The 21322-nt window shown below is 64.4% G+C and carries 21 protein-coding genes and 1 riboswitch; of the genes, 16 read left to right on the forward strand and 5 right to left on the reverse strand.

Features of this window, described 5'->3' with window-relative positions:
* Position 1 precedes the first annotated feature (1 nt).
* The 3 genes from lnt to trmB all read left to right on the forward strand — a co-directional run bounded on the left by lnt (position 2) and on the right by trmB (position 3708).
* Positions 2-1537, forward strand: a complete 1536-nt coding sequence (lnt, locus tag ARC39_RS03170; RefSeq protein ID WP_068109819.1) for an apolipoprotein N-acyltransferase — start codon at positions 2-4, stop codon at positions 1535-1537.
* A gap of 33 nt (positions 1538-1570) precedes the next feature.
* Positions 1571-1619, forward strand: a riboswitch (SAM-SAH riboswitch).
* Positions 1620-1623: 4 nt separating this feature from the next.
* Positions 1624-2793: a methionine adenosyltransferase gene (gene metK, locus ARC39_RS03175; protein ID WP_068109822.1), complete on the forward strand. Its 1170-nt coding sequence runs from the start codon at positions 1624-1626 to the stop codon at positions 2791-2793.
* 201 nt (positions 2794-2994) lie between these two features.
* Entirely contained in the window at positions 2995-3708 is a 714-nt protein-coding gene (gene trmB / locus ARC39_RS03180) for a tRNA (guanine(46)-N(7))-methyltransferase TrmB (protein ID WP_068109825.1), read from the forward strand.
* Between the two features lie 41 nt (positions 3709-3749).
* Here the strand turns inward: trmB and ARC39_RS03185 are convergent, their stop codons facing one another.
* On the reverse strand, positions 3750-4580 hold the full coding sequence (locus tag ARC39_RS03185; RefSeq protein ID WP_068109827.1) for an aldo/keto reductase: 831 nt from the start codon (positions 4578-4580) through the stop codon (positions 3750-3752).
* Between the two features lie 227 nt (positions 4581-4807).
* Here ARC39_RS03185 and aroA point away from each other — a divergent pair, with 227 nt between their 5' ends.
* The 9 genes from aroA (at position 4808) to ARC39_RS03230 (ending at position 13013) form a co-directional block, all read left to right on the forward strand.
* On the forward strand, positions 4808-6160 hold the full coding sequence (aroA, locus tag ARC39_RS03190) for a 3-phosphoshikimate 1-carboxyvinyltransferase (RefSeq protein ID WP_068109831.1): 1353 nt from the start codon (positions 4808-4810) through the stop codon (positions 6158-6160).
* Positions 6160-6573 carry a GFA family protein gene (locus ARC39_RS03195; protein ID WP_068109834.1) on the forward strand — a complete coding sequence of 138 codons (414 nt, stop codon included), beginning with the start codon at positions 6160-6162 and terminating at the stop codon, positions 6571-6573. The genes aroA and ARC39_RS03195 overlap by 1 nt, the downstream gene beginning before the upstream one ends.
* A gap of 99 nt (positions 6574-6672) precedes the next feature.
* Complete coding sequence (locus ARC39_RS03200; protein WP_068109837.1) at positions 6673-7293, forward strand: (d)CMP kinase; 621 nt, start codon at positions 6673-6675, stop codon at positions 7291-7293.
* A gap of 9 nt (positions 7294-7302) precedes the next feature.
* Positions 7303-8316 carry an aldo/keto reductase gene (locus ARC39_RS03205; RefSeq protein ID WP_068109840.1) on the forward strand — a complete coding sequence of 338 codons (1014 nt, stop codon included), beginning with the start codon at positions 7303-7305 and terminating at the stop codon, positions 8314-8316.
* A 692-nt stretch (positions 8317-9008) separates the two neighbouring features.
* Positions 9009-10688, forward strand: coding sequence for a 30S ribosomal protein S1 (rpsA, locus tag ARC39_RS03210; protein ID WP_201455701.1), 1680 nt, complete (start codon positions 9009-9011; stop codon positions 10686-10688).
* 563 nt (positions 10689-11251) lie between these two features.
* Entirely contained in the window at positions 11252-11539 is a 288-nt protein-coding gene (ihfB, locus tag ARC39_RS03215) for an integration host factor subunit beta (protein WP_068109846.1), read from the forward strand.
* An 11-nt stretch (positions 11540-11550) separates the two neighbouring features.
* The gene (locus ARC39_RS03220; RefSeq protein ID WP_368085964.1) at positions 11551-11919 is read left to right on the forward strand and encodes a LapA family protein; all 369 of its coding nucleotides are present in this window, start codon (positions 11551-11553) and stop codon (positions 11917-11919) included.
* 6 nt (positions 11920-11925) lie between these two features.
* Positions 11926-12570 carry a phosphoribosylanthranilate isomerase gene (locus ARC39_RS03225; RefSeq protein WP_068109849.1) on the forward strand — a complete coding sequence of 215 codons (645 nt, stop codon included), beginning with the start codon at positions 11926-11928 and terminating at the stop codon, positions 12568-12570.
* Positions 12571-12620: 50 nt separating this feature from the next.
* Complete coding sequence (locus ARC39_RS03230) at positions 12621-13013, forward strand: GNAT family N-acetyltransferase (RefSeq protein WP_068110146.1); 393 nt, start codon at positions 12621-12623, stop codon at positions 13011-13013.
* 45 nt (positions 13014-13058) lie between these two features.
* Here ARC39_RS03230 and ARC39_RS03235 read toward each other — a convergent pair whose 3' ends face one another.
* Positions 13059-14711: a tannase/feruloyl esterase family alpha/beta hydrolase gene (locus ARC39_RS03235; RefSeq protein WP_068109852.1), complete on the reverse strand. Its 1653-nt coding sequence runs from the start codon at positions 14709-14711 to the stop codon at positions 13059-13061.
* Positions 14712-14872: 161 nt separating this feature from the next.
* Here ARC39_RS03235 and trpB point away from each other — a divergent pair, with 161 nt between their 5' ends.
* Together trpB and ARC39_RS26085 are read left to right on the forward strand one after the other, a co-directional pair.
* Positions 14873-16120 carry a tryptophan synthase subunit beta gene (gene trpB, locus ARC39_RS03240; protein WP_068109855.1) on the forward strand — a complete coding sequence of 416 codons (1248 nt, stop codon included), beginning with the start codon at positions 14873-14875 and terminating at the stop codon, positions 16118-16120.
* A gap of 1128 nt (positions 16121-17248) precedes the next feature.
* Positions 17249-17848: a helix-turn-helix transcriptional regulator gene (locus ARC39_RS26085; RefSeq protein ID WP_236545103.1), complete on the forward strand. Its 600-nt coding sequence runs from the start codon at positions 17249-17251 to the stop codon at positions 17846-17848.
* Positions 17849-17902: 54 nt separating this feature from the next.
* On the opposite strand, the gene ARC39_RS03260 is transcribed toward ARC39_RS26085, so the two are convergent.
* Positions 17903-18286 carry a DUF2237 family protein gene (locus ARC39_RS03260; protein ID WP_068109864.1) on the reverse strand — a complete coding sequence of 128 codons (384 nt, stop codon included), beginning with the start codon at positions 18284-18286 and terminating at the stop codon, positions 17903-17905.
* A 211-nt stretch (positions 18287-18497) separates the two neighbouring features.
* Positions 18498-19184, reverse strand: coding sequence for an aminoacyl-tRNA hydrolase (gene pth / locus ARC39_RS03265; RefSeq protein WP_068109867.1), 687 nt, complete (start codon positions 19182-19184; stop codon positions 18498-18500).
* A 107-nt stretch (positions 19185-19291) separates the two neighbouring features.
* On the opposite strand from pth, the gene hmuQ reads away from it, so the two are divergent.
* Entirely contained in the window at positions 19292-19603 is a 312-nt protein-coding gene (gene hmuQ, locus ARC39_RS03270; RefSeq protein ID WP_068109869.1) for a heme-degrading protein HmuQ, read from the forward strand.
* Between the two features lie 107 nt (positions 19604-19710).
* On the opposite strand, the gene ARC39_RS03275 is transcribed toward hmuQ, so the two are convergent.
* Positions 19711-20340 carry a 50S ribosomal protein L25/general stress protein Ctc gene (locus ARC39_RS03275; protein WP_068109872.1) on the reverse strand — a complete coding sequence of 210 codons (630 nt, stop codon included), beginning with the start codon at positions 20338-20340 and terminating at the stop codon, positions 19711-19713.
* A gap of 233 nt (positions 20341-20573) precedes the next feature.
* Between ARC39_RS03275 and ARC39_RS03280 the strand changes: the two genes are divergently transcribed.
* A complete protein-coding gene (locus tag ARC39_RS03280; RefSeq protein WP_068109875.1) occupies positions 20574-20924 on the forward strand; it encodes a phasin family protein in 351 nt (116 codons plus the stop codon).
* The last annotated feature ends 398 nt before the right edge of the window (positions 20925-21322 follow it).

Here is a 21322-nt window from a genome sequence, read left to right on the forward strand (position 1 = left end):
CATGGCGGCGGTATTTGCCAGGGCGGTTGAAGCGCGCCGCTCAGGCTTCGGGATTTGCCTGGGACTCGGAGCCCTGGCGGCAACGGGTCAGGCACCGCTTGGTTGGGCGTGGGGTGCACTTGCTGTCTTCGCGGTCGCTTTGGCGCTTCTTTCCTTGCCTGCGCGTTGGCAGACGGCCGCTTGGCGCGGATGGGCTTTGGGGACCGGTTATTTCGCGGCGGCTCTGTTCTGGATCGTGGAACCTTTTCTCGTGGACATCGCGCGCCACGGCTGGATGGCGCCGTTCGCCCTTGCGTTTCTTGCGGGCGGGCTCGGCCTCTTCTGGGCGCTTGCTTTCGGATTGGCTGCACGTCTGGGGCATACGCAGCGACAGCGCGCGGGACTTGCTGTTGTCGCCTTGACGTCGGCGGAGATGCTACGATCCTTTGTTTTCACAGGGTTTCCCTGGGCCTTGGTCGGGCACATCTGGATCGGCACGCCACAGATGCAGCTTGCCTCTATAGCCGGGGCACACGGATTGACGCTGCTGACACTGTTCGCGGCGGCCCTTCCGACGCTGTTTGGCGCGCGCCGGGCGCTCTTGGGGGCATTGTTCGGTGCAGCCCTGGTCTCCCTGCCCGCGGGATGGGCGCACCTGCGAGTCCCGTCCGGGCCTGCCGCCCCGGCCGAACCTGCCGTGACGGTTCGGCTCGTTCAGCCGAACGCCGCCCAACACCTGAAGTGGGATCCGGAGTTGATGCCGGTCTACTTCGAGCGGCAACTTGGGTTCACTGCTGCGCCACCCACGGCGGGCGCGCAGCGCCCCGATGTGGTGATCTGGCCAGAGACAGCCGTGCCCTGGTTGCTGGACAACGCAGCGCACGCATTCCGATTGATGGCCGACGCCGCGGACGGTGCGCAGGTGCTCGCAGGCGTGCAAAGGCGCGAGATGGACGGCCGCTGGTTCAACACGCTCGTAACGTTGGATGAAAGCGGTGCCGTGACCGGCCGATATGACAAACATCACCTGGTACCCTTTGGCGAGTACATGCCATTTTCCTCGTTGTTTTCCCGGCTGAGCATATTCGGGCTGGCTGCGAATGCATCCGGCGGATACAGCGCTGGCCCGGGGCCGGTCCTGCTGGACCTCGGAAATGCGGGAACAATCCTGCCTCTGATCTGTTACGAGGCGATCTTTCCCAATGACATCGCGCGTGCACCGGGACGCGCCGACTGGCTGGTACAGGTGACCAACGACGCCTGGTTCGGCCGCCTTGCCGGCCCATATCAACACCTCGCGCTGGCGCGCCTGCGGGCGGTGGAGCAGGGTGTGCCGCTCGTGCGGGCCGCCAACACGGGCGTGTCGGCCGCCTTCGATCCGTTCGGGCGGGAGCTTGTCCGGCTGCCGCTCGGTGAGGCGGGATATACCGACCTGCGGCTACCGGCTCCGCTGCCGCCGACGCCCTATTCCCGGTTCGGCGATTTGCCATTGGTGCCGTTGCTGGCAGCAATGGCAGTTGCGGCACTGCTTCAGGGTCGGCGGCCCAGAGACAGTTGACCTCGACGGGTGGTCGACCTAAGGGGATTTAATCGACCGTCACAACGGCTTCCTGGCGTGGCGGTGTAGCTTTAGTGGAGCACCTAATGTCCCGACAGAATTACACTTTCACTTCGGAGTCCGTCTCCGAAGGGCACCCGGACAAGGTCTGCGACCGGATTTCCGATGCCGTTCTCGACGCGTTCCTGACCGAGGAGCCGAACGCCCGCGTCGCCTGCGAGACCTTCGCGACGAGCGGTATGGTGGTTATCGGCGGTGAAGTTGGCTTGTCGGACGAAGATCGGCTGAAAAACTTCATGGGCAGCATCAGCCAGATTGCCCGCGACTGCATCAAGGATATCGGCTACGAGCAGGAGCAGTTTCACTGGAACACCTGCCGGGTGCTGAACTTCCTGCATGAGCAATCGGCACATATCGCGCAAGGCGTGGACCGCGAGGGCGCGGGCGACCAGGGCATCATGTTCGGCTATGCCGTGGACGAGACGCCGGAACTCATGCCAGCGCCGATTCAGTACGCACATGCGATTCTGCGGCGACTATCTGAAGCCCGAAAAAGCGGCGCCGAGCCCGACCTGCGCCCTGATGCCAAGTCCCAGTTGTCGATCCGCTACGAGGGCGGCCGCCCGGTGGAGGTGTCCTCGATCGTGCTGTCGACGCAGCATGCCGACGAGGGACAGACGTCAGACGACATTCGCGCCATCGTGGAACCCTACATCCGAGAAGTTCTGCCAGCCGACTGGATCACCGAAAAGACGGAGTGGTGGGTGAATCCTACGGGCACTTTCGTGATCGGCGGGCCGGACGGGGACGCGGGCCTGACGGGACGGAAGATCATCGTCGACACCTACGGCGGCGCGGCGCCGCACGGCGGCGGTGCCTTTTCCGGGAAGGACCCCACGAAGGTCGACCGGTCGGCTGCCTACGCGGCGCGGTATCTGGCCAAGAACGTTGTGGCCGCCGGTCTCGCCCGCCGCTGTGCGATCCAGCTCAGCTACGCAATCGGGGTCGCCAAGCCGCTCTCTGTCTATGTGGATACCTACGGCACGGGTAGCGTGGACGAGGTAGCCATCGAGCGGGCTGTGACGGATGTGATGGACCTTACGCCGCTGGGCATTCGCTCTCGCCTCGATCTCAACAAGCCGATCTACCAGCGCACCTCCGCCTACGGCCATTTCGGCCGAGCGCCGGATGATGAGGGTGGGTTCAGCTGGGAACGCACCGACCTCGTCGAGGCACTCAAGAAGGCGGCTGGCTGAACTTGGTCCCTCCGTCGGTGTGAACACGCTGCCCGGCAGCGGTTGCGCGTATCCGGTCGTTGAGCACCGATCCCGGCTGCGGAGAACTCCCGCCCGTCTTCGCCCCCATTTGGGGGCTCATCCCGTTGGGCCGGGCCGCGTGCTGACGCACGCGGACGGGTGCTTGACCCGGCGGGCCTGCTTTGACAAAGGCAGCGGACCATGACGCAGAGCAAATCTCCCACTGGCGCCCCGTGGCGCAATTTCTATGGCCGCCGCCACGGCAAGACGCTGCGGTCGAGTCAAAAGGGCTATCTCGACGAGGATCTGGACAAGCTGTCGCCAGGGCCTGTGGATTGGGAGGTCAATCCTGACCGGGCACCACTTGATCTGGCGGCCCGGTTCGGCGCGCGGGAGATCTGGCTGGAGATCGGTTTCGGCGGCGGGGAGCACATGGTCCACCAGGCGGTGCAGCATCCCGACGCCGCGATCATCGGATGCGAGCCTTTCATCAATGGCGTTGCCATGTTGCTGGGAAAGATCCGGGCCGCCGGCGCGAAAAACGTCGCCGTCCACCCCGGCGATGCGCGCGATCTGTTCGACGTGCTTCCGGCGGCATCGATCTCGCGCGCCTTTCTGCTCTACCCGGATCCCTGGCCGAAGAAGAAACACCACCGGCGCCGATTCGTGACGCCGGAGCACCTAGAACCCCTGGCCCGCGTTTTGAAGCCCGGCGCCGAGTTCCGCGTGGCAACCGATATTCCCGACTACGTGCGCCAGACCCTCGAGCAGGTGCCTGCCCACGGGTTCACTTGGACTGCCGAGGGGCCGACGGATTGGCGCGCGCCATGGGATGACTGGCTGTCTACGCGCTACGAGCAGAAGGCGTTGCGCGAAGGCAGGGTGCCGCATTACCTTACATTCGTGAGAGACTAGCTGGACGGGGAGCACCGAACATCCGGAACCCCCCGGTGCGCCTAGAGCATTCGGAACACCGATGGGTCGGGACCGGTGCGCAGACCGAGGTCGAGCGTCGCGATTTCCGCCATCTCACTGTCGCTAAGCGCGAAGTCGAAGACATCGAGGTTTTCGGCCTGGCGCGCAGGGTTCTCCGAACGCGTGATCACCGCATTGCCGAGCTGAAGGTGCCAGCGCAGGATCACTTGGGCGGGGCTCTTGCCGGCCCGCGCGGCCGCCGCCGTGATCGGTTCGGCATCGAAGGAGCGGCCGTTCCCGAGTGGCGTCCAGGATTGCGTGAGGATCCCGTGCTTCTCGTTTGCTGCCCGCAGTTCCGGCTGTTGCAGCGTCGGGTTCACCTCGATCTGGTTCAGTGCCGGCACGACACCGGTCTCCGCGATGATCCGCTCCAGATGGTCGGCGTTGAAGTTCGACACCCCGATGGAGCGGGTCAGCCCGGCCTGCCGCATGTCGACCAGTGCCTGCCACGTCTCGACGTAAAGAAAGCGGCTCGGGACCGGCCAGTGGATCAGCACGAGGTCAAGGGTGTCCACGCCGATGCTCTTCAGGCTGCGTTCGACGGAGGCGCGCGCCTTTTCCGCGCCGTGGTCACCGTTCCAGATCTTGGAGGTGAGGAATACCTCGTCCCGCGATACTCCGGAGGCGCGCAGGCCCTCGCCCATCTCGGTTTCGTTGCTGTAGTAGAACGCACCGTCGACCAGCCGGTAGCCAAGACCGAGCGCGCTCTTCACGGTGTCCGAAGTGGTCGCTGGCGGCACGTGCCAAATGCCGAAACCGAGTTGCGGTATCGTATTGCCGTCGTTGAGCGTGAGTGTTGGCATGACGGTCATGTCGGTCTCCTGCGAGTGATACGTGCTGCGGTGCCGGCCGTGGTCGCAGCCAAACGGCCTGAAAAGCTGCGCAGAGCGGACTCAGGTTTTCGGCCGGCCGCCAACGCCTATCCGAAACCGGACAGCGGTGCAAAAGCTTGTGCCCAATCTGCGTGCGGCATTCTCGGTCGCTGGACGCAGGCGGCCGACTGCGGTAACCGGCACCGCGACAGGATAGGGAGCATGTAATGGCGTCTCACGGACCCGCCCAGAAAATGACGGCCCGCGCGGGCGGCCCGCTCGTGGGCAATGCCAATGTGCCGGGTGACAAGTCAATCTCGCACCGGTCGCTGATACTGGGCGCTATGGCGGTGGGTGAAACACGTATCAGCGGCCTTCTTGAGGGGCAGGACGTACTCGATACCGCCAAGGCCATGGCAGCCTTCGGGGCGGAGGTCACGCAACTCGGCGATGGCGAGTGGTCCGTGCATGGTGTCGGCGTCGGCGGTTTCGCCGAACCGGAGGACGTGATTGACTGCGGCAATTCCGGGACCGGTGTCCGGCTCATCATGGGGGCCATGGCAACCTCTCCGATCACTGCGACCTTCACCGGCGACGCCTCGCTGCGCTCGCGCCCGATGGGCCGGGTGACTGATCCGCTGGCGCTATTCGGAGCGCGGGCGGTTGGACGCGACGGCGGGCGTCTGCCGATGACCATTGTCGGTGCAAAGGCGCCGGTTCCGGTGGACTACAGGACGCCGATGGCCTCGGCGCAGGTCAAATCGGCAGTGTTGTTGGCAGGGCTCAACGCGCCCGGGCAAACGATCGTAACCGAAGCCGCCGCCACCCGGGATCATACGGAGCGGATGCTGCGTGGTTTCGGCGCGGAGGTGACGTCGGAGCGCTGTGACGATGGGTTCCGGATTACCCTGACCGGTCAGCCGGAGTTGCGGCCGCAGACCATCGCGGTGCCTCGCGACCCGTCCTCGGCCGCTTTCCCGGTCTGTGCGGCGCTGATTGTGCCGGGCTCGGATGTGCTGGTGCCAAATATCGGGCTCAATCCCACTCGCGCCGGCCTCTTCACGACGCTGCGCGAGATGGGTGCCGACCTCGTATACGAGAACGAGCGCGAGGAGGGGGGCGAGCCGGTTGCCGACCTGCGCGCCAGGTTCTCTCCCGACATGAAGGGGATCGAGGTGCCGCCCGAACGCGCACCGTCGATGATCGACGAATACCCCGTCCTCTCGGTTGTCGCAGCCTTTGCCGAGGGCGAGACGGTGATGACCGATGTGCACGAGTTGCGGGTGAAGGAAAGCGACCGGATCGACGCCATGGCCGTCGGGTTGCGCGCCTGCGGAGTGCGTGTCGATGAGACCGAGGACAGCTTCACCGTGCATGGGCTTGGGGCTGGTGGGGTTCCCGGAGGCGCCATGGCGGCGGCCCGGCTTGATCACCGCATCGCCATGTCCTTCCTTGTCTGCGGTCTGGCCGCGAAACGGCCCGTCAGCGTAGACGATGCAGGGCCCATCGCAACCTCCTTCCCGATCTTCGAACCGCTTATGCGCGGGCTTGGGGCCACATTCGACCGCGACAACGACTGATGTCCGAGTCGTTCCACACCGGTGGCTGCCTTTGCGGCGCAGTAAGATACGAAGTCACCGGACCCCTGCGGCCGGTGATCGCCTGCCACTGCACGCAATGCCGCAAAACCTCCGGTCATCACGTGGCGGCGACCTCGGCGCGCCGCGACTCGGTGACGATTTTCGGCGAAGTGACGTGGTATGCGTCATCGGACTATGCGCGGCGCGGATTTTGCGGCACCTGCGGGGCGAACCTCTTCTGGGATGGTCCGGGGGCGAACCTGTCGATCTTCGCCGGAACCCTTGACGCGCCCTCGGGTGTTGTTCTGAGCGCGCATATCTACTGCGACGACAAAGGGGACTACTACGAGATCGACGAAGCTCTGCCGCGCGCGGGCGGGTTCGATCCAACCCTGACCACGATGGTCGGCTGACCCCTTTCGCGGTGGCGGCGGCAAAAAAACATGACGCGGCCTGCCGAAACGTGTATTTGGCAAAGTCCCATTCGGTAAGGACAAAACGGGGGCAACTCGGTGTCTCTCACGATTGCAATTGATGGGCCGGCGGCATCCGGCAAGGGCACGATTGCGCGCGCGCTGGCCGAGCGGCTGGGCTATGCGCATCTGGACACCGGCTTGCTCTACCGCGCCGTCGGACGCAAAACGCTGCAGGGCATGTCACCGCTGGAGGCGGCGAATGCGCTGACCGCGGCGGATCTCGGCGATGCGGATGCCCTCAGGGCGCCGGATGTCGCCCAGGCCGCGAGCCGCGTCGCCGCGATGCCCGAGGTGCGCAGCGCCCTGGTCGATTTCCAGCGCGCCTTTGCCCGCCGGATGGGCGGCGCGGTGCTGGATGGGCGCGATATCGGAACGGTGATATGCCCCGATGCGGACGTGAAGCTGTTTGTCACCGCCTCCGATGCCGTTCGTGCCGAGCGCCGGTTCGAGGAGTTGCGCGGGAAAGGCCACGATGTATCGCTGCAAGAGGTCGCCGCCGACCTCGCAGAGCGTGACCGCCGAGACGCGGCCCGCACAACGGCGCCGTTGCTGGCGGCCAAGGATGCCGTTCAGATCGACACAAGCACGATGAGTATCGAAACCGCCGTGCGGACCGCGCTCGAAGCGGTGCAGGCGGTTCAGGCGAAGACCGAGTAGGAGCCCCCCATGCAGACCCGAAGGATCGGCCGCGATGGCGCGGCAGTATCGGCCATTGGCATCGGTGCGATGTCGTTTTCAGATTTCTATGGCCCGACCGATGAGGCGGCGTCCCATGCGATCCTCGATACCTCGCTGGCGCACGGGGTGACCCATATCGATACATCCAACGTGTATGGCGCGGGGAAATCGGAAAACGCCATCGGGAGTTTCCTGAAGGCGCGCGGTTCCGACGCCCATGACCGGTTCCACATCGCGACCAAGGCGGGCATCCTGCATGGGGCCGGTGGTGCGGGCGCGGGTGACCGCCGCTTCGACAATTCGCGCGCTCATCTGACCTCGGAACTTGAAGGCAGTCTCACGCGGCTCGGTATCGAGTGCGTGGACCTCTTCTATGTTCACCGGCGGGAGGCCGACCGGCCAATCGAAGAGGTGGCCGAAACCCTCGCCGGTCTCGTTCAGGCCGGAAAGGCGCGAGCTGTCGGATTCTCGGAGATCGCGCCGAGTTCCCTGCGGCGGGCGCATGCGGTTTGCCCTGTGGCGGCCGTGCAGTCGGAATACTCGCTTTCCACGCGTGCGCCCGAACTGGGGCTGGTCCAGACCTGTGCCGAATTGGGCACCTCGCTGGTCGCGTTTTCGCCTGTCGGGCGCGGATTGCTGACGGATCGGCCGCCCACTGCCGAGAAAATCCGTGACATTCCGTTCCTGACCAACAATCCGAGGTTTGTCGCGCCCAACCTTGCGGCCAACCTCGCCGCGACGGACCGTTTCCGCCGGTTGGCCGCGGAGATGGGATACCCGGCGGCGGCGCTGGCCATTGCCTGGCTCCTGAGCCGCGGCAGCCATGTGATTCCGATCCCGGGCACCCGGTCGGTCCGCCACTTCGAGGAACTGGTCGCGGGGGCCGCGCTGGAATTGTCGGCCGCCGAGATCGCCCGGATCGAGCAGGTGCTGCCCGTGGGTTGGGCCCATGGCGACCGCTACACCGAGAGCCAGTGGGCCGGGCCGGAGCGGTATTCCTGAACATTGTCCCACGCGTGAGACAAGACGTCGATGTAATGATTCCAATGGGTTACGAGGGCGGATTCACGGTTTCTTAGGAATTCGCCCGGATCTATCGGGCGGCACGTGCCGAGGCGCCGCCCGCATTTCCAATGGCCCGCTCGACGACTGCTGCAAGTCGCCTCGTCGCTCAGAATGAGAATATGATCGGCGGATGGAACAGCGGTTTCAATGGAGCGTGGAGGGCTGCGCCCGACCCTGGGTGGGCGCCTTGGGACGTCAATTCGGCGCGATTTGTCTCACTGCGCCGAGGACGGTGGAACGGATAGCGGCATCGCCAGTGCGCCCTTCCCGGGGGGAGGGTTGGGCGCGGCCAGGGGGGTGGTCACTCCGGGCCAGAGCTTGGATCGGCGCCGCGCCCCATCCCATCGCCGGGATGCGCGAACGGTGGCGAGAACCCGGCGGATCGCGGAAACGGCCGCGACTGCGCCATGCAGCTGTGCCTCCGATCCCATGGATTTCTATTGCCCCCCGGGTCCGATGCGGCTATAGAACGCCCCGTCAAACAAGAGGCGGTCAACGCCGGAATGCGGGCAGGGTCGGGGAAACCTCCGGCCCTGATTGTCATTCTCGGTACGCCTTTCCGACCAATCCAAAGACCGGCGGAGACAACCGCCCGGCCAGTGAAAGCGAAATGAAGGAAAACCGACTGAATGTCCGCTAATGCAACCATGGAGGAATTCGAAGCCCTCCTGCAAGAAAGCTTCGAAATCGACACGCCCGCCGAAGGCAGCGTTGTCAAGGGCCGAGTGATCGCCGTCGAGGCGGGCCAGGCCATTATCGACGTGGGCTACAAGATGGAAGGCCGCGTCGATCTCAAGGAATTCGCAAATCCGGGCGAAGCGCCCGAGATCGCCGTGGGCGACGAAGTCGAGGTGTACCTCGACCGGGTCGAGAACGCCCGTGGCGAAGCCGTCATCAGCCGTGACAAGGCACGCCGCGAAGAGGCGTGGGACCGTCTGGAGAAGGCCTATGCCGACGAAGCCCGCGTCGAAGGTGCGATCTTCGGCCGCGTCAAGGGTGGCTTCACCGTCGATCTCGGCGGTGCCGTGGCCTTCCTGCCCGGCTCCCAGGTTGATGTGCGCCCCGTGCGCGACGCCGGCCCGCTGATGGGCCTCAAGCAGCCGTTCCAGATTCTCAAGATGGACCGCCGCCGTGGCAATATCGTTGTCTCGCGCCGCGCGATCCTCGAAGAGTCCCGCGCCGAGCAGCGCGCCGAGGTCATCGGCAAGCTCTCCGAAGGCGATGCGGTCGACGGCGTGGTCAAGAACATTACCGAATACGGTGCGTTTGTTGACCTCGGCGGTGTCGACGGCCTGCTGCACGTCACCGACATGGCCTGGCGCCGTGTGAACCACCCCTCCGAGATCCTGTCGATCGGCGAGACCATCAAGGTCCAGGTCATCAAGATCAACAAGGAAACCCACCGTATCAGCCTCGGCATGAAGCAGCTGCAGGACGATCCGTGGAACACCGTCGAGGGCAAGTACCCGCTGGAATCGGTCCATACCGGCCGTGTCACCAACATCACCGACTACGGCGCCTTTGTGGAGCTGGAGCCCGGTGTCGAGGGTCTGGTCCACGTCTCCGAAATGTCCTGGACGAAGAAGAACGTCCATCCGGGCAAGATCGTCTCCACCTCCCAGGAAGTGGAAGTCATGGTGCTGGAGATCGACACCGCGAAGCGTCGCGTGTCGCTCGGCCTCAAGCAGACCATGCGCAACCCGTGGGATGTCTTTGCCGAGACGCACCCCGAGGGCACGCAGGTCGAAGGCGAGGTCAAGAACATCACCGAATTCGGTCTGTTCATCGGCCTCGACGGCGATATCGACGGCATGGTGCACCTCTCCGACCTGAGCTGGGATCAGCGCGGCGAAGAGGCCATCCAGCAATACCGCAAGGGCGACGTGGTTCAGGCGGTTGTCACCGAGGTCGACGTGGAGAAGGAGCGTATCTCGCTCTCCATCAAGGCACTGGGCGGCGACAAGTTTGCCGAGGCCACGGGCGGCGTGAAGCGCGGCTCGGTCATCACGGTGAACGTGACGGCGATCGAGGATGGCGGCATCGAGGTGGAATACGAGGGCATGAAGTCCTTCATCCGCCGCTCCGACCTGTCGCGTGATCGTGCCGAGCAGCGCCCGGAGCGCTTCCAGGTCGGCGACCACGTGGATGTGCGTGTGACCAACATCGACAGCAAGACGCGCCGTCTGGGCCTGTCGATCAAGGCGCGCGAGATTGCCGAAGAGCGTGAAGCGGTGGAGCAGTTCGGCTCCTCGGATTCGGGAGCCTCGCTCGGCGACATCCTTGGCGCAGCGCTCAAGGGCGACGAGTGATCCTCACGCCGATGGTAAGAACAATGGAAGGCCCCGTGTTCCACGGGGCCTTTTCTTTTCGGTAGGCTTCGGGAGCGGCGCTCCAGCCGACTGACGAGGGGGCGCCGTCTGTGTCGTTGGCGGTTCGGACCCGGTGCAAATTGCACCCGCCGGGAAACCGGCTTGCCGCACTTCATCGACAACTCGATTGCCGTTCCGTGACAGGCCCACGCCGTGTCGCGCGATGCTGTCTTTCGAGGATGGGCACGTGGAAACGGATCGGTCTGCGTCGCGTTTTTTTCGGACAAAGCGGGTCAATTCACGCCGCGATTCCCCGCCGCGCGGCAGGAATTGACGGCGTTGCGATCCCGAACGATTCGGCGCCGCTTTGGCGCGCGGTGACGGCTTTCGGGCGCTTGACTGAGCATGCGACCCGGTTTCTCGCCTGTTTTCGGGGCTTTAGGGGCGAATTTCTGGCACCAAGCAACGCGATTTCCGTTACGATGTGGCAGAAATGCCGTATAGTCGGATGAGCGACATGAATGGTGCGCCGCTGCGTTGTGGGACGGCTGAGGGGGAGACCTATGATTCGATCGGAACTTATTCAGATTCTTGCCGAGGAAAACCCTCACCTGTATCAGCGGGACGTGGAGAAGATCGTGAACACGGTCTTTGAGGAGATCATCGACGCGATGGCACGGGGCGACCGTGTGGAACTGCGCGGTTTCGGCGCCTTTTCCGTGAAGAAAAGGGATGCGAGGACGGGACGGAATCCACGGACCGGAGATGCGGTGGACGTGGAGGAGAAACACGTGCCGTTCTTCAAGACCGGAAAGCTGTTGCGCGATCGGTTGAACGGGCTGGAAACCTGAGGGGTTCGACGATGATGCGATACGTTCGCTACCTGATCCTGGCCGCAATCGTTGCCGTGCTGGTTATTGCCGCCATGGCAAACCGGCAGATGGTGACGCTGACGGCACTGCCGTCGGGGCTCGCTGATCTCGTGGCCTGGAATTTCTCGATTGACCTGCCGCTGTTCATCGTGGTCCTGGGCGGGATCGCGGTTGGCTTGCTTCTTGGCTATATCCTCGAGTGGATCCGCGAGAGCAAGCATCGTGCCGAGGTCAGCAAGCGGCAACGCCAGGTCAAGAGCCTCAACCGCGAGGTATCGCGGCTGAAGCAGGAGTCCAACGAGGGCAAGGACGAGGTTCTTGCCATTCTCGACCAGGCCGCCACGCGCAAGGCAAGCTGACACCTCATGCCGCCTGACATTCGCGTGAAGATCTGCGGCCTGACGAGGCCGCAGCATGTGGCTGTGGCCGCTAGATCCGGTGCGGCCTACGTCGGGTTCGTTTTCTTTCCCAAGTCGCCGCGCCACGTTGATCCGGAGGCGGCACGCGCGCTGGCGCTCGATGTGCCGGTGGGCGTGGCAAAGGTCGCGCTCACGGTGAACGCCGACGATGCGACGCTCGATCAGATTCTCGACCGGGTGCCTCTCGATATGCTGCAACTCCACGGGTCGGAGCCGCCGGAGCGCGTGGCTGCGCTCAGGGATCGGTATGGCCTGCCGGTCATGAAGGCGGTTGGTGTTGCAACGGAGGCAGATCTGCCGGCTTTGGCGGACTACGGAAGGGTGGCGGACCAGTTGCTCGTGGACGCCAAGCCCCCCGAGGGCGCCGTGCTTCCCGGAGGGAATGGGCTCGCCTTCGACTGGCGGCTCATTGCGGGGCGCCGTTGGCCGGTGCCGTGGATGCTGGCCGGTGGCCTGACGCCGGAAAACGTCGCCGAGGCCATTCATCTCACCGGCGCCCGCCAGGTCGACGTCTCGTCGGGCGTGGAATCGGCGCCGGGGCAAAAGGACCCGGCATTGATCGAGGCATTCGCCAGGGCCGCGTTGGCGTGAATGCGATCTGGCGGGAGGCGCGGCGCGACGACGTGCCCGCGATCGTGGAGATGCTCGCCGACGACATGCTGGGGCAGGGGCGGGAAGGCACCGACCTGGCGCAGTATGTCGCGGCCTTCGATGCGATGCGGGCGGAAGGTGGAAACCTGTTGATCGTGGGCGAGTTGGCGGGCGACGTGGTCGCGACCTACCAGCTCACCTTCATTTCCGGCCTGTCGCTCAAGGCGACGCGCCGGGCGCAGATCGAAAGTGTGCGCATCGCCGCGCCGTTCCGCGGGCGGGGTCTTGGCGCAGCGATGTTTGCGGATGCCGAGGCGCGGGCGCGAGCGGCTGGCTGCGGGCTTCTGCAACTCACCACGAACCGGGCGCGAGAGCGGGCACAGTCGTTCTACGAAGGGCTCGGCTACACGCCGTCCCACATCGGTTTCAAGAAGCCACTGTGATGACAGTCAGGGGATGCGGTGGCGCATGATGCGCCGCCCGCTTGGTTATTCGCAGGAAAAGCTCGTCGCGCTGCTGGCGTCGCTACCCGTGTAGACCGCATGTGCGGGGTAGGGACAAAGCGGCCGTTCCGCGCCAACGTTCTCGGGCCGGATCTCCTTTCCGTCCGCGCGAAATTCGGCGGTCACGGCCCCCGGCGAATTGCCGCCTTCGACCCAGTCCATGAGTGTGCGCAGCAGGTCGACCTCGTCCGGCGCGTTCCCGCCCTGGCCATGGGGCATTCCCGGTATTGCGTAGAACCGGACGAAGTCGTCGGCGTTGGGATTGTTTTCTTGCAGCCGTCCATACCAATCCGCCGTGTCCTTGAAGGAGAACACGGGGTCCGATACGCCATGGAACACGATCAGCTTGCCGCCAGCGGCCTGAAGGTCTTCAAGTGTCGGGTTCCCGGCGTTGGGCGGGGTCATCACCTCCATCGGGCTTTCCGGGAAGTCGGCCGATGTCGCGTGGATCTTCGGCGCGTCGGCGTCGAAGTCGAAACTCATCAGGTATCCTTCGAGGTCATCCGGCGTCCCCGCGACTTCGGTTGGCGGCGTTGTGAAGATCTGCGCCAGCGATCCGGCCCCCATCACCGCGATGATCGGTTTTTGCCCCCAGGGCGGCACCGTACTTTCGAGCTTCCAGAACCGCCAGCCACCGCTGTTCAGGCCGGTATCCCAATACCAGCTGTTGTACAGCTGGGAACCGCTGCCGTCGCTCGGGCCGGCGTGGATACGCTCAAGCGCCGAGACTTTCTCCGCTGTCAGGCATTCGCTGTTTTGCCCGTCCGCGCAGACCAGAGCCGCCGGGTCGAATGCCTCCTGACAGGCGAGTGTGGCGAAGACGACGCCATCCGGCAGCCCGTCCAGCTCGTCGCAGGCGGCAACGATGGCTTCGGAGACGAGGTTCATTTCTTCGGGGCTGAAGGCTGCTGCGAGGGTTTCGCCGACGGCCCTGAACGATTGCACGTCCCAGGCATGCTGAATGGCCGCCTTGGGCAGATTGAAACCGGGATAGCCGGCGAGCAGACCGTCGAAGGCACCGGGCATCCGTTCGGCCGCAACCATCGCGTGCCTGCCGCCATTCGACCGGCCGTAGCCATAGACATGCTCCGGCGCACGCCCGTAATGGGCTTCGACCAGAGAGAGCGCGACGGGATGCAATTGCGCAACCGCATTGTAGCCGTAGTCGCGCCGCGCCTCGAAGTCGAAGCCGAACATGTTGCCCCCCGTGAGACCCGCGTCGGGATGCGCCTTGCCATCGTGCCCGGCATCGGACGAGACAACCGCGAAGCCCCGCGCCAGTGCCGGGTTGCCCGCCGCGACACCCGTGCCAGCGCCGAGCGCCGGTACGACGCTTCCGTCGTTGCCCCCGTTGAATTGATGCAGGAACCGCCCCTCCCAGGCCACCGGCAGGCGCAGTTCGAAAGAGATCGCGTAGGCATTGCCGTCGCTGCCGGTGCGCTCGGCCATGCGGCCACGCACAAGGCAGTGATCAACGGGTGCTTCGTCGTTCGCGGGCGTCTGAACCGCTTCGACAATTGTCACGCCGTCCGGCGCGGCGTCGGTCATGGACGCACAATCAGCCGTTTGGGCGATGCCCGGTGTGGCAAGTGTGACAACTGCGCTGGCAAGCCCAGCGGCAAGTCTTGGGTGTTCCATGATGCTCCTCCCGTTTTTCGTTTGGGCCCAATGTCCGTCCAATAGCCGTCGCGCGTCAACGGCAACCCGGGTTAAGATGGCTATCGCCCGGAGACGCGGCTTTACCCACGCCGACATTCGCCTTAGATCAACGGTCAGCCCAGGCAAAAAAGGCGGATCAAATGGCGAACGACCAGCTCAACTCCTTCATGAACGTGCCCGACGAGAAGGGCCGCTTCGGCTTGTTCGGCGGACGGTTTGTCTCGGAAACGCTCATGCCGCTGATACTGGACTTGGAAGCGCAATACGAGCACGCCAAGACGGACGAGAGTTTCTGGGCCGAAATGGACGATCTCTGGAAGCACTACGTTGGGCGCCCCTCGCCGCTCTACTTCGCCGACAGGCTGACGGAGCATCTGGGCGGCGCAAAGATTTACATGAAGCGCGACGAGCTCAACCACACCGGCGCGCACAAGATTAACAACGTGCTGGGTCAGCTGTTGCTCGCGCGGCGGATGGGCAAGACCCGGATCATTGCGGAAACAGGTGCCGGGCAGCACGGCGTCGCGACCGCGACCGTTTGCGCCAAGTTCGGTCTGAAATGCGTGGTCTACATGGGCGCCACGGATGTGGAGCGGCAGGCGCCGAACGTCTTCCGCATGCGGTTGCTGGGTGCGGAGGTGGTACCTGTTACCTCCGGGCGCGGGACGCTGAAGGACGCGATGAACGACGCGCTGCGCGACTGGGTGACCAACGTGCGCGATACCTTCTACTGCATCGGGACGGTTGCCGGCCCGCACCCCTATCCGGCGATGGTGCGCGACTTCCAGTCGATCATCGGCAAGGAGGCCAAGGCGCAGATGCTCGAACGCGAGGGCCGGCTGCCCGACAGCGTGATCGCCTGCATCGGCGGTGGGTCGAATGCGATGGGGCTTTTCCATCCGTTCCTCGACGATCCGCAAGTGCGGATCATTGGGGTCGAAGCCGGGGGGAAGGGCGTCAACGAGAAGATGGAACATTGCGCCTCGCTGACAGGCGGGCGGCCGGGTGTGTTGCATGGCAACCGGACCTACCTGTTGCAGGATGCGGATGGGCAGATCCTCGAAGGGCACTCGATTTCGGCCGGTCTCGACTATCCCGGCATCGGCCCGGAGCATTCGTGGCTGCACGATACCGGGCGGGCGGAATATGTCTCAGTCACGGATATGGAGGCCCTGTCGGCGTTCCAGCTTTGTTGTGCGCAGGAGGGGATCATCCCCGCGTTGGAGCCGAGCCACGCGCTTGCCCATGTGATGAAGATCGCGCCGGATTTGCCGAAGGATCACATCATCTGCATGAATATGTGCGGGCGCGGCGACAAGGACATCTTCACCGTTGCCCGCGTGCTCGGTTTCGACATGTCCGGCCCGGAAGGACGGGACGCCGGTTGAACCAAGCGCCGCCGCGAGACCGCTTGGCAGGCCAGCGTGCGCGGCGCCGGTTCACGTGGGGGCAGCGCGGGCCTTTCCGCTTGAAAACCAGCCATAAACCTCGGTTTACGAGCGATTTTCGGGGGCACGCGGCGGCGCATAAACCTCTGGCGAATTGGCGGCGGTGGCACGGCGTGGTTCAAGCACACCGTGCAAGGCCGCCATTCACGGACCCCCAGCTGTGGCGGGCGCACCACCCTCAACCGGCGCCCGTTGCCGGCGGGCCTTGTACAGATTAAGAGGCATGCTCTAGCCTTACTCGGACTCGGCCCCGGGAAATTTCTCCCGGGGTCGAATTCGCGGATCGCCGGTTGCGGGCCGGAATATCGTAACTGCTCCGACACGCGCGACTTCGGTACGACGCGGGACGGCGGAGACGGGCAATGGCGACCCGCGGACAAGCGGGACATGCCGGGAAATCACAGGTAGGCCGATGCGTTCTGTCCTCACTCTGCTCGCCGTTCTGTCGCTTCTGACAGCGCCGCCGGTATCGGCGCAGACCATCGACGAACTGGTGATAGAGCAGCTGGAACTGCAGGGGTATCAGGACATTCGGCAGAGGCGGACGCTGCTGGGCCGTATCGTCGTGAGCGGATCGCGAGACGGATCACGGCGCGAAGTCGTTGTCCAGCCGCGTACGGGCGAAATTCTGCGCGACTACACGCGCGCGCCCACGCCCGACAGCCGCGACAAAGGTGTTTTCGATCGCGGGCCGCCCGATAACGATGGCCGGGAGCGAGCGCCCCCCGATGCGCGCAGGCCGGGGAACGGGCCGCCACCTCCTCCGCCGGGCGGGGGCGGCCATTCGCGTCCTGACGGGAACAGCGGAGGGCCGAGGCCGGAAGCCGGGCCGCCAGGGGAATTTCCCTCACGTCAGAATCCTGAATAGACGCCGAGAACGGCGGCCAAGGAGCGGGACGTGCGACGACATGGAGGTCGTCCCAACGCGGCAGGTGCTCTATCCGGATCGAAAACCGGGCGTCGATGTCGCGCGTTTCACAGTGCGTCAGCGCGAAAAGAGAACGACGGTTGAGGCGCTCCGGTCAACGCGGGACAGAAGCAATCCAGCCGAAGTGAGCGGGAATACAAGTGGCACGTACAAGCAGGGGAAACGGTGAGTTGGTGCCAGGGTCCGCGGTGAACACGGCGCGGCGGTGTCTTGCGCGTATCGGGCGCTCGGCCGGTCTCAGGCAATGGCGCGTCGCCGTGACGGGCCTTGTCTTCCTGCAGACGGCCTGCGCGGCGTTTTTTGCCTATGAGGTCTTCGGTCCGGTGCTCGGACTGCGCACATCGCCGCTGGGCTGGGGCGCGCATGAGATGATCGAGATCGGCGCGGCCGTTGGCCTTGTGATCGGTCTCTTTTTTGGCGTTGGCGCAATCTTCTACAGCAACGCAAAGCGCCGCGAAGCCGAAGACAAACTCGCCGCGCTATCAGGTGCGTTCGGGCAGTTGCTCGAGGAGCGGTTTGGAGAATGGGGATTGACGCCGGCGGAACACGATGTGGCGTATTTCCTCGTCAAGGGAAGCACCACGCAGGAGATTGCCGGTTATCGTGGCACCTCCGAAGGCACCGTGAAGGCGCAGACAGCCGCGATTTATCGCAAGGCCGGTGTGTCTGGTCGCTCCCAGCTCGTCAGCCTCTTCATCGAGGATCTCATGCATGTCGATTTGCCCGGGCAGGTCGGCTAGGCGCGCGTCTCGCGGCGCAGGAGGGCGCGTGGAAGGGGGAGTGACGATTTCCGGTCAGACACCCGCCTGCGGCAGCGCGTTTTCATAGAGTATCTCGAGCGGCACGATCTCCAGCGCACGCCTGTGGGTGGCCGCGAGATTGACCTGCGGTGCGCACCCTTCGTCGTGGGCTTGCAGAAACCGCCCGGCGCAGAGGCACCAGTGGTCTCCCGGCTTCAATCCTGGGAAGCGGAAGTCGGGTCTCGGCGTGGACAGGTCATTGCCGACGTATTTCGAGTAGGCGAGGAACTCCTCTGTCATTATGGCACAGACCGTATGGCTGCCATGATCCTCCGCGCAGGTATTGCAGGCGCCGTCCCGGAAAAACCCGGTGAGAGGATCGCTTGAACAGGGCTGAAGTGCGCCGCCGAGCACATTGATTGAAGGGTCTTTCTGCATATTCACCTCGCCACTAGTGTCCTGTCAGGATAGGGCGTGCAGAGTTTCTGTCGAGAGGCCGCCCCGCGCGACACTCCCGGCCGGTGTAGATCGTGGTCCCAACTCGGGGCCCGGCTGCCATCGGATGTCCAGAGTGGCGCAGCCGTAGACGCGCGCCGACCCCGAACGGACCCCGTTCGGGCAGTGCCGAGTTCGCGCGGATCGGCGCGGGTCAGCGGAACCGGTCCACCAGTTTTTGGAGTGAAGAGCGTGTGTCCGTCGCCACATCGGCCTTTGCCGCCGGCGTGGCCGATGTGGCATCGGCCTTGGGCGGTGTCGTTGAGGAGCGCGGCGGGTTCACCCGCAGCGCGATTGCGTTCATGAACTTGCCCGGGTCGCCGGCGGCCAATGCCGGGGCGCCGTCGCCGATCCCGCGCAGCAAATCGTCCAGCCAGCCGGCATCCGCCTTCGGGAAGTCACGCAAGACGTAGCCGGAAACGGCATCCTTGTGGCCGGGGTGGCCGATACCGAGCCGCACGCGGCGGTATTCCGGCCCGATGGAGGCGTGAATCGAGCGCAAGCCATTGTGCCCGGCATGGCCGCCGCCCTGTTTTACCCGGACCTTGCCCGGCGCCAGATCCAACTCGTCGTGAAATACCGTCACATCATCCGGCTGCAGCTTGAAGAAACGCATCGCCTCGCCCACGGATTGCCCCGACCGGTTCATGAAGGTTTCCGGTTTGAGCAACAGGATCTTGTCGCTCCCAAGCCTGCCTTCTGACACCGCACCCTGGAATTTGCCGCGCCAGGGACCGAACCCGTGATCTGCGGCGATCTGGTCCACCGCCATGAAGCCGATATTGTGCCGGTTCTGGGCGTATTTTGCGCCGGGATTTCCGAGGCCGACGAAGAGTTGCACGGTATCGTGTCCTGATCCGATCTGGTTGACGTTCAGCTTCTCATGCCGTGAAGTGCGACGCAACGCCAGCCCCTATGCCAGCCGTTCCCCCGAATACAGGAGATGAAATGTATCTGACCATGAATCGGTTCCGTGTGAAGCCGGGCAGCGAGGAAACGTTCGAGGATGTCTGGAAGGGCCGCGACTCGCAGCTTCCGGAGGTGCCGGGCTTCGTTGCCTTCCACCTCATGAAAGGACCGGAGAAAGACGGCTACCGTCTCTACGCCTCGCATACGATGTGGGAGAGCGAGCAGGCTTTCGTCGACTGGACGAAATCGGAGGCTTTCCGAAAGGCCCATGCCGGTGCGCGGGGCGGAATGGACATTTATCTTGGTCCGCCAGAGCTGGAAGTGTTCGATTCCGTTCAGTCAATCGGCTGATCGGGCGCACGGCGGGTGCGTGCAAATGGGAAAGGCCCCGGCGGTCATCGACCGGCGGGGCCCTGAGCGATCGGCGTGAGCGGGGGGCACATGTGCCCCCGCGGCTATCACACCTCTTCGGTGTCTTCGACTTCCTCTTCGTCGTCGTCGTCGCCGCCGGCAGACAAGCCGGACGGTGCGGAGATCGACGCGATGTTGAAGTCGCGGTCAATGGTCGGCTTCGCGCCTTCCGGCAGGTTGACCATCGAGATCGACACGTGATCGTTGATGTCGAGGCCCGCGAGCGAGATTTCTACCTTTTCGGGAATCTCGCCGGCCGTCACGACAAGCTCGATCTCCGGGCGAACCACCGTCAGAACGCCGCCACGCTTGATGCCGGGGCTGTCCTTTTCGTCGGTGAATTCGACTGGGATGAAAAGGTTGACCTTCGAGTTCCGGCGCAGGCGCATGAAATCGACATGCGTCGGAAGGTCCTTGACCACATCGCGCTGCACGCCGCGGCAGATGACGCGCACGTCCTCCATTCCCTCGACCTTCATGTTGAAGAGCGTCGAGAGGAAGCGGCCGGATTTCAGGCGCTTCATGAGCACGTTGAAGGGGATGTTGATGGCGACGGGGTCATCGCCCCCGCCATAGATGATGCCGGGCACAAGGCCCTCACGGCGAGCTTGACGGGCGGCCCCCTTGCCTGTCCCCGTGCGCACCGTGGCTTCAAGATTCGGAATCTCACCAGCCATTGGTCGTCTCCTGATTGCGGGCATCCTCCAAGGGTGTATGCCCAGTGTGTTCGAAGCCGGCCGTATAGGCGCAAATCGCCGCGTTGGAAAGGGCAAATCGAACGGTGCCCGTACGCAGATCCGTTGCACGCGAGACATTTCGCGCGGAAGTTGATTTCAATCAAGGTAAACCGTCTAACCCTGCGTCACGTCTAATGGGCAGAACGCGAATCGTGGCTGGGGAGGACACGAGGATGAGCACAACGCCCAAGGAGCCCGCGGGCTCCGGCAAGGACCGCATGGCCGAGTATATGATTGATTGGCAAAAGACCGGGTTCGGCACTCTCTTCTGGATGAGTCCTGTCTGGGTGCGCGCCATGTCGGATGTCTCGGCTGAAGTTGCGCAATTCGTGAGCGAGCGGATTCGAGAGGATGTGCGGACGCAGCAGGAAATCCTGCAGTGCCGCGATCCGGTCGAACTGCGAGAGATACAGGGCCGGTTTCTCAAGACCGCCTTCGACCAGTACAGTGCCGAAACGGGCAGGCTCGTGCGCCTGCAGCGGGCGGTGCTCGACGAGTTGACAGGCAGGACTGCTGACGGCTGAGTACCGTCAACCGGTGCGTGGGCCGGGGAGGACCCGAAAGGGGCGGCGCACGTGCATACCCGGAAAGAACCGTGACCCTGGCTGCCGCCTTGCCGTGAAGGCAAGGCGGCAGTTGTTTTGTGGGCAGGACCCCAATCGGGCCGTTTCGGCGGCGTTCCCTGGACCGACGGTGTGAGCTGGCGATTGATTTCCTCGGAGAGCGGCTTTCGGGAGCGGTGGATCTCGCTGCCGAAGGTGTTTTTCGGTCGCGCTTGACGATGAAACGGGCGGCGGACGTGCCGACTCACTGCGGGTTGGGAGCAGAACTCCCGGTTCCAAGCCGAGGAGTTGCGCCGTTCTCGCCGCTTTGGAGACTCCGTGTGGGCGTGGCAGATTGGCGCAATGGGAGCGCTACCAAG

The organism is Tropicimonas marinistellae (assembly GCF_001509585.1).
In the GTDB taxonomy this organism is placed as follows: Bacteria; Pseudomonadota; Alphaproteobacteria; order Rhodobacterales; family Rhodobacteraceae; genus Tropicimonas; species Tropicimonas marinistellae.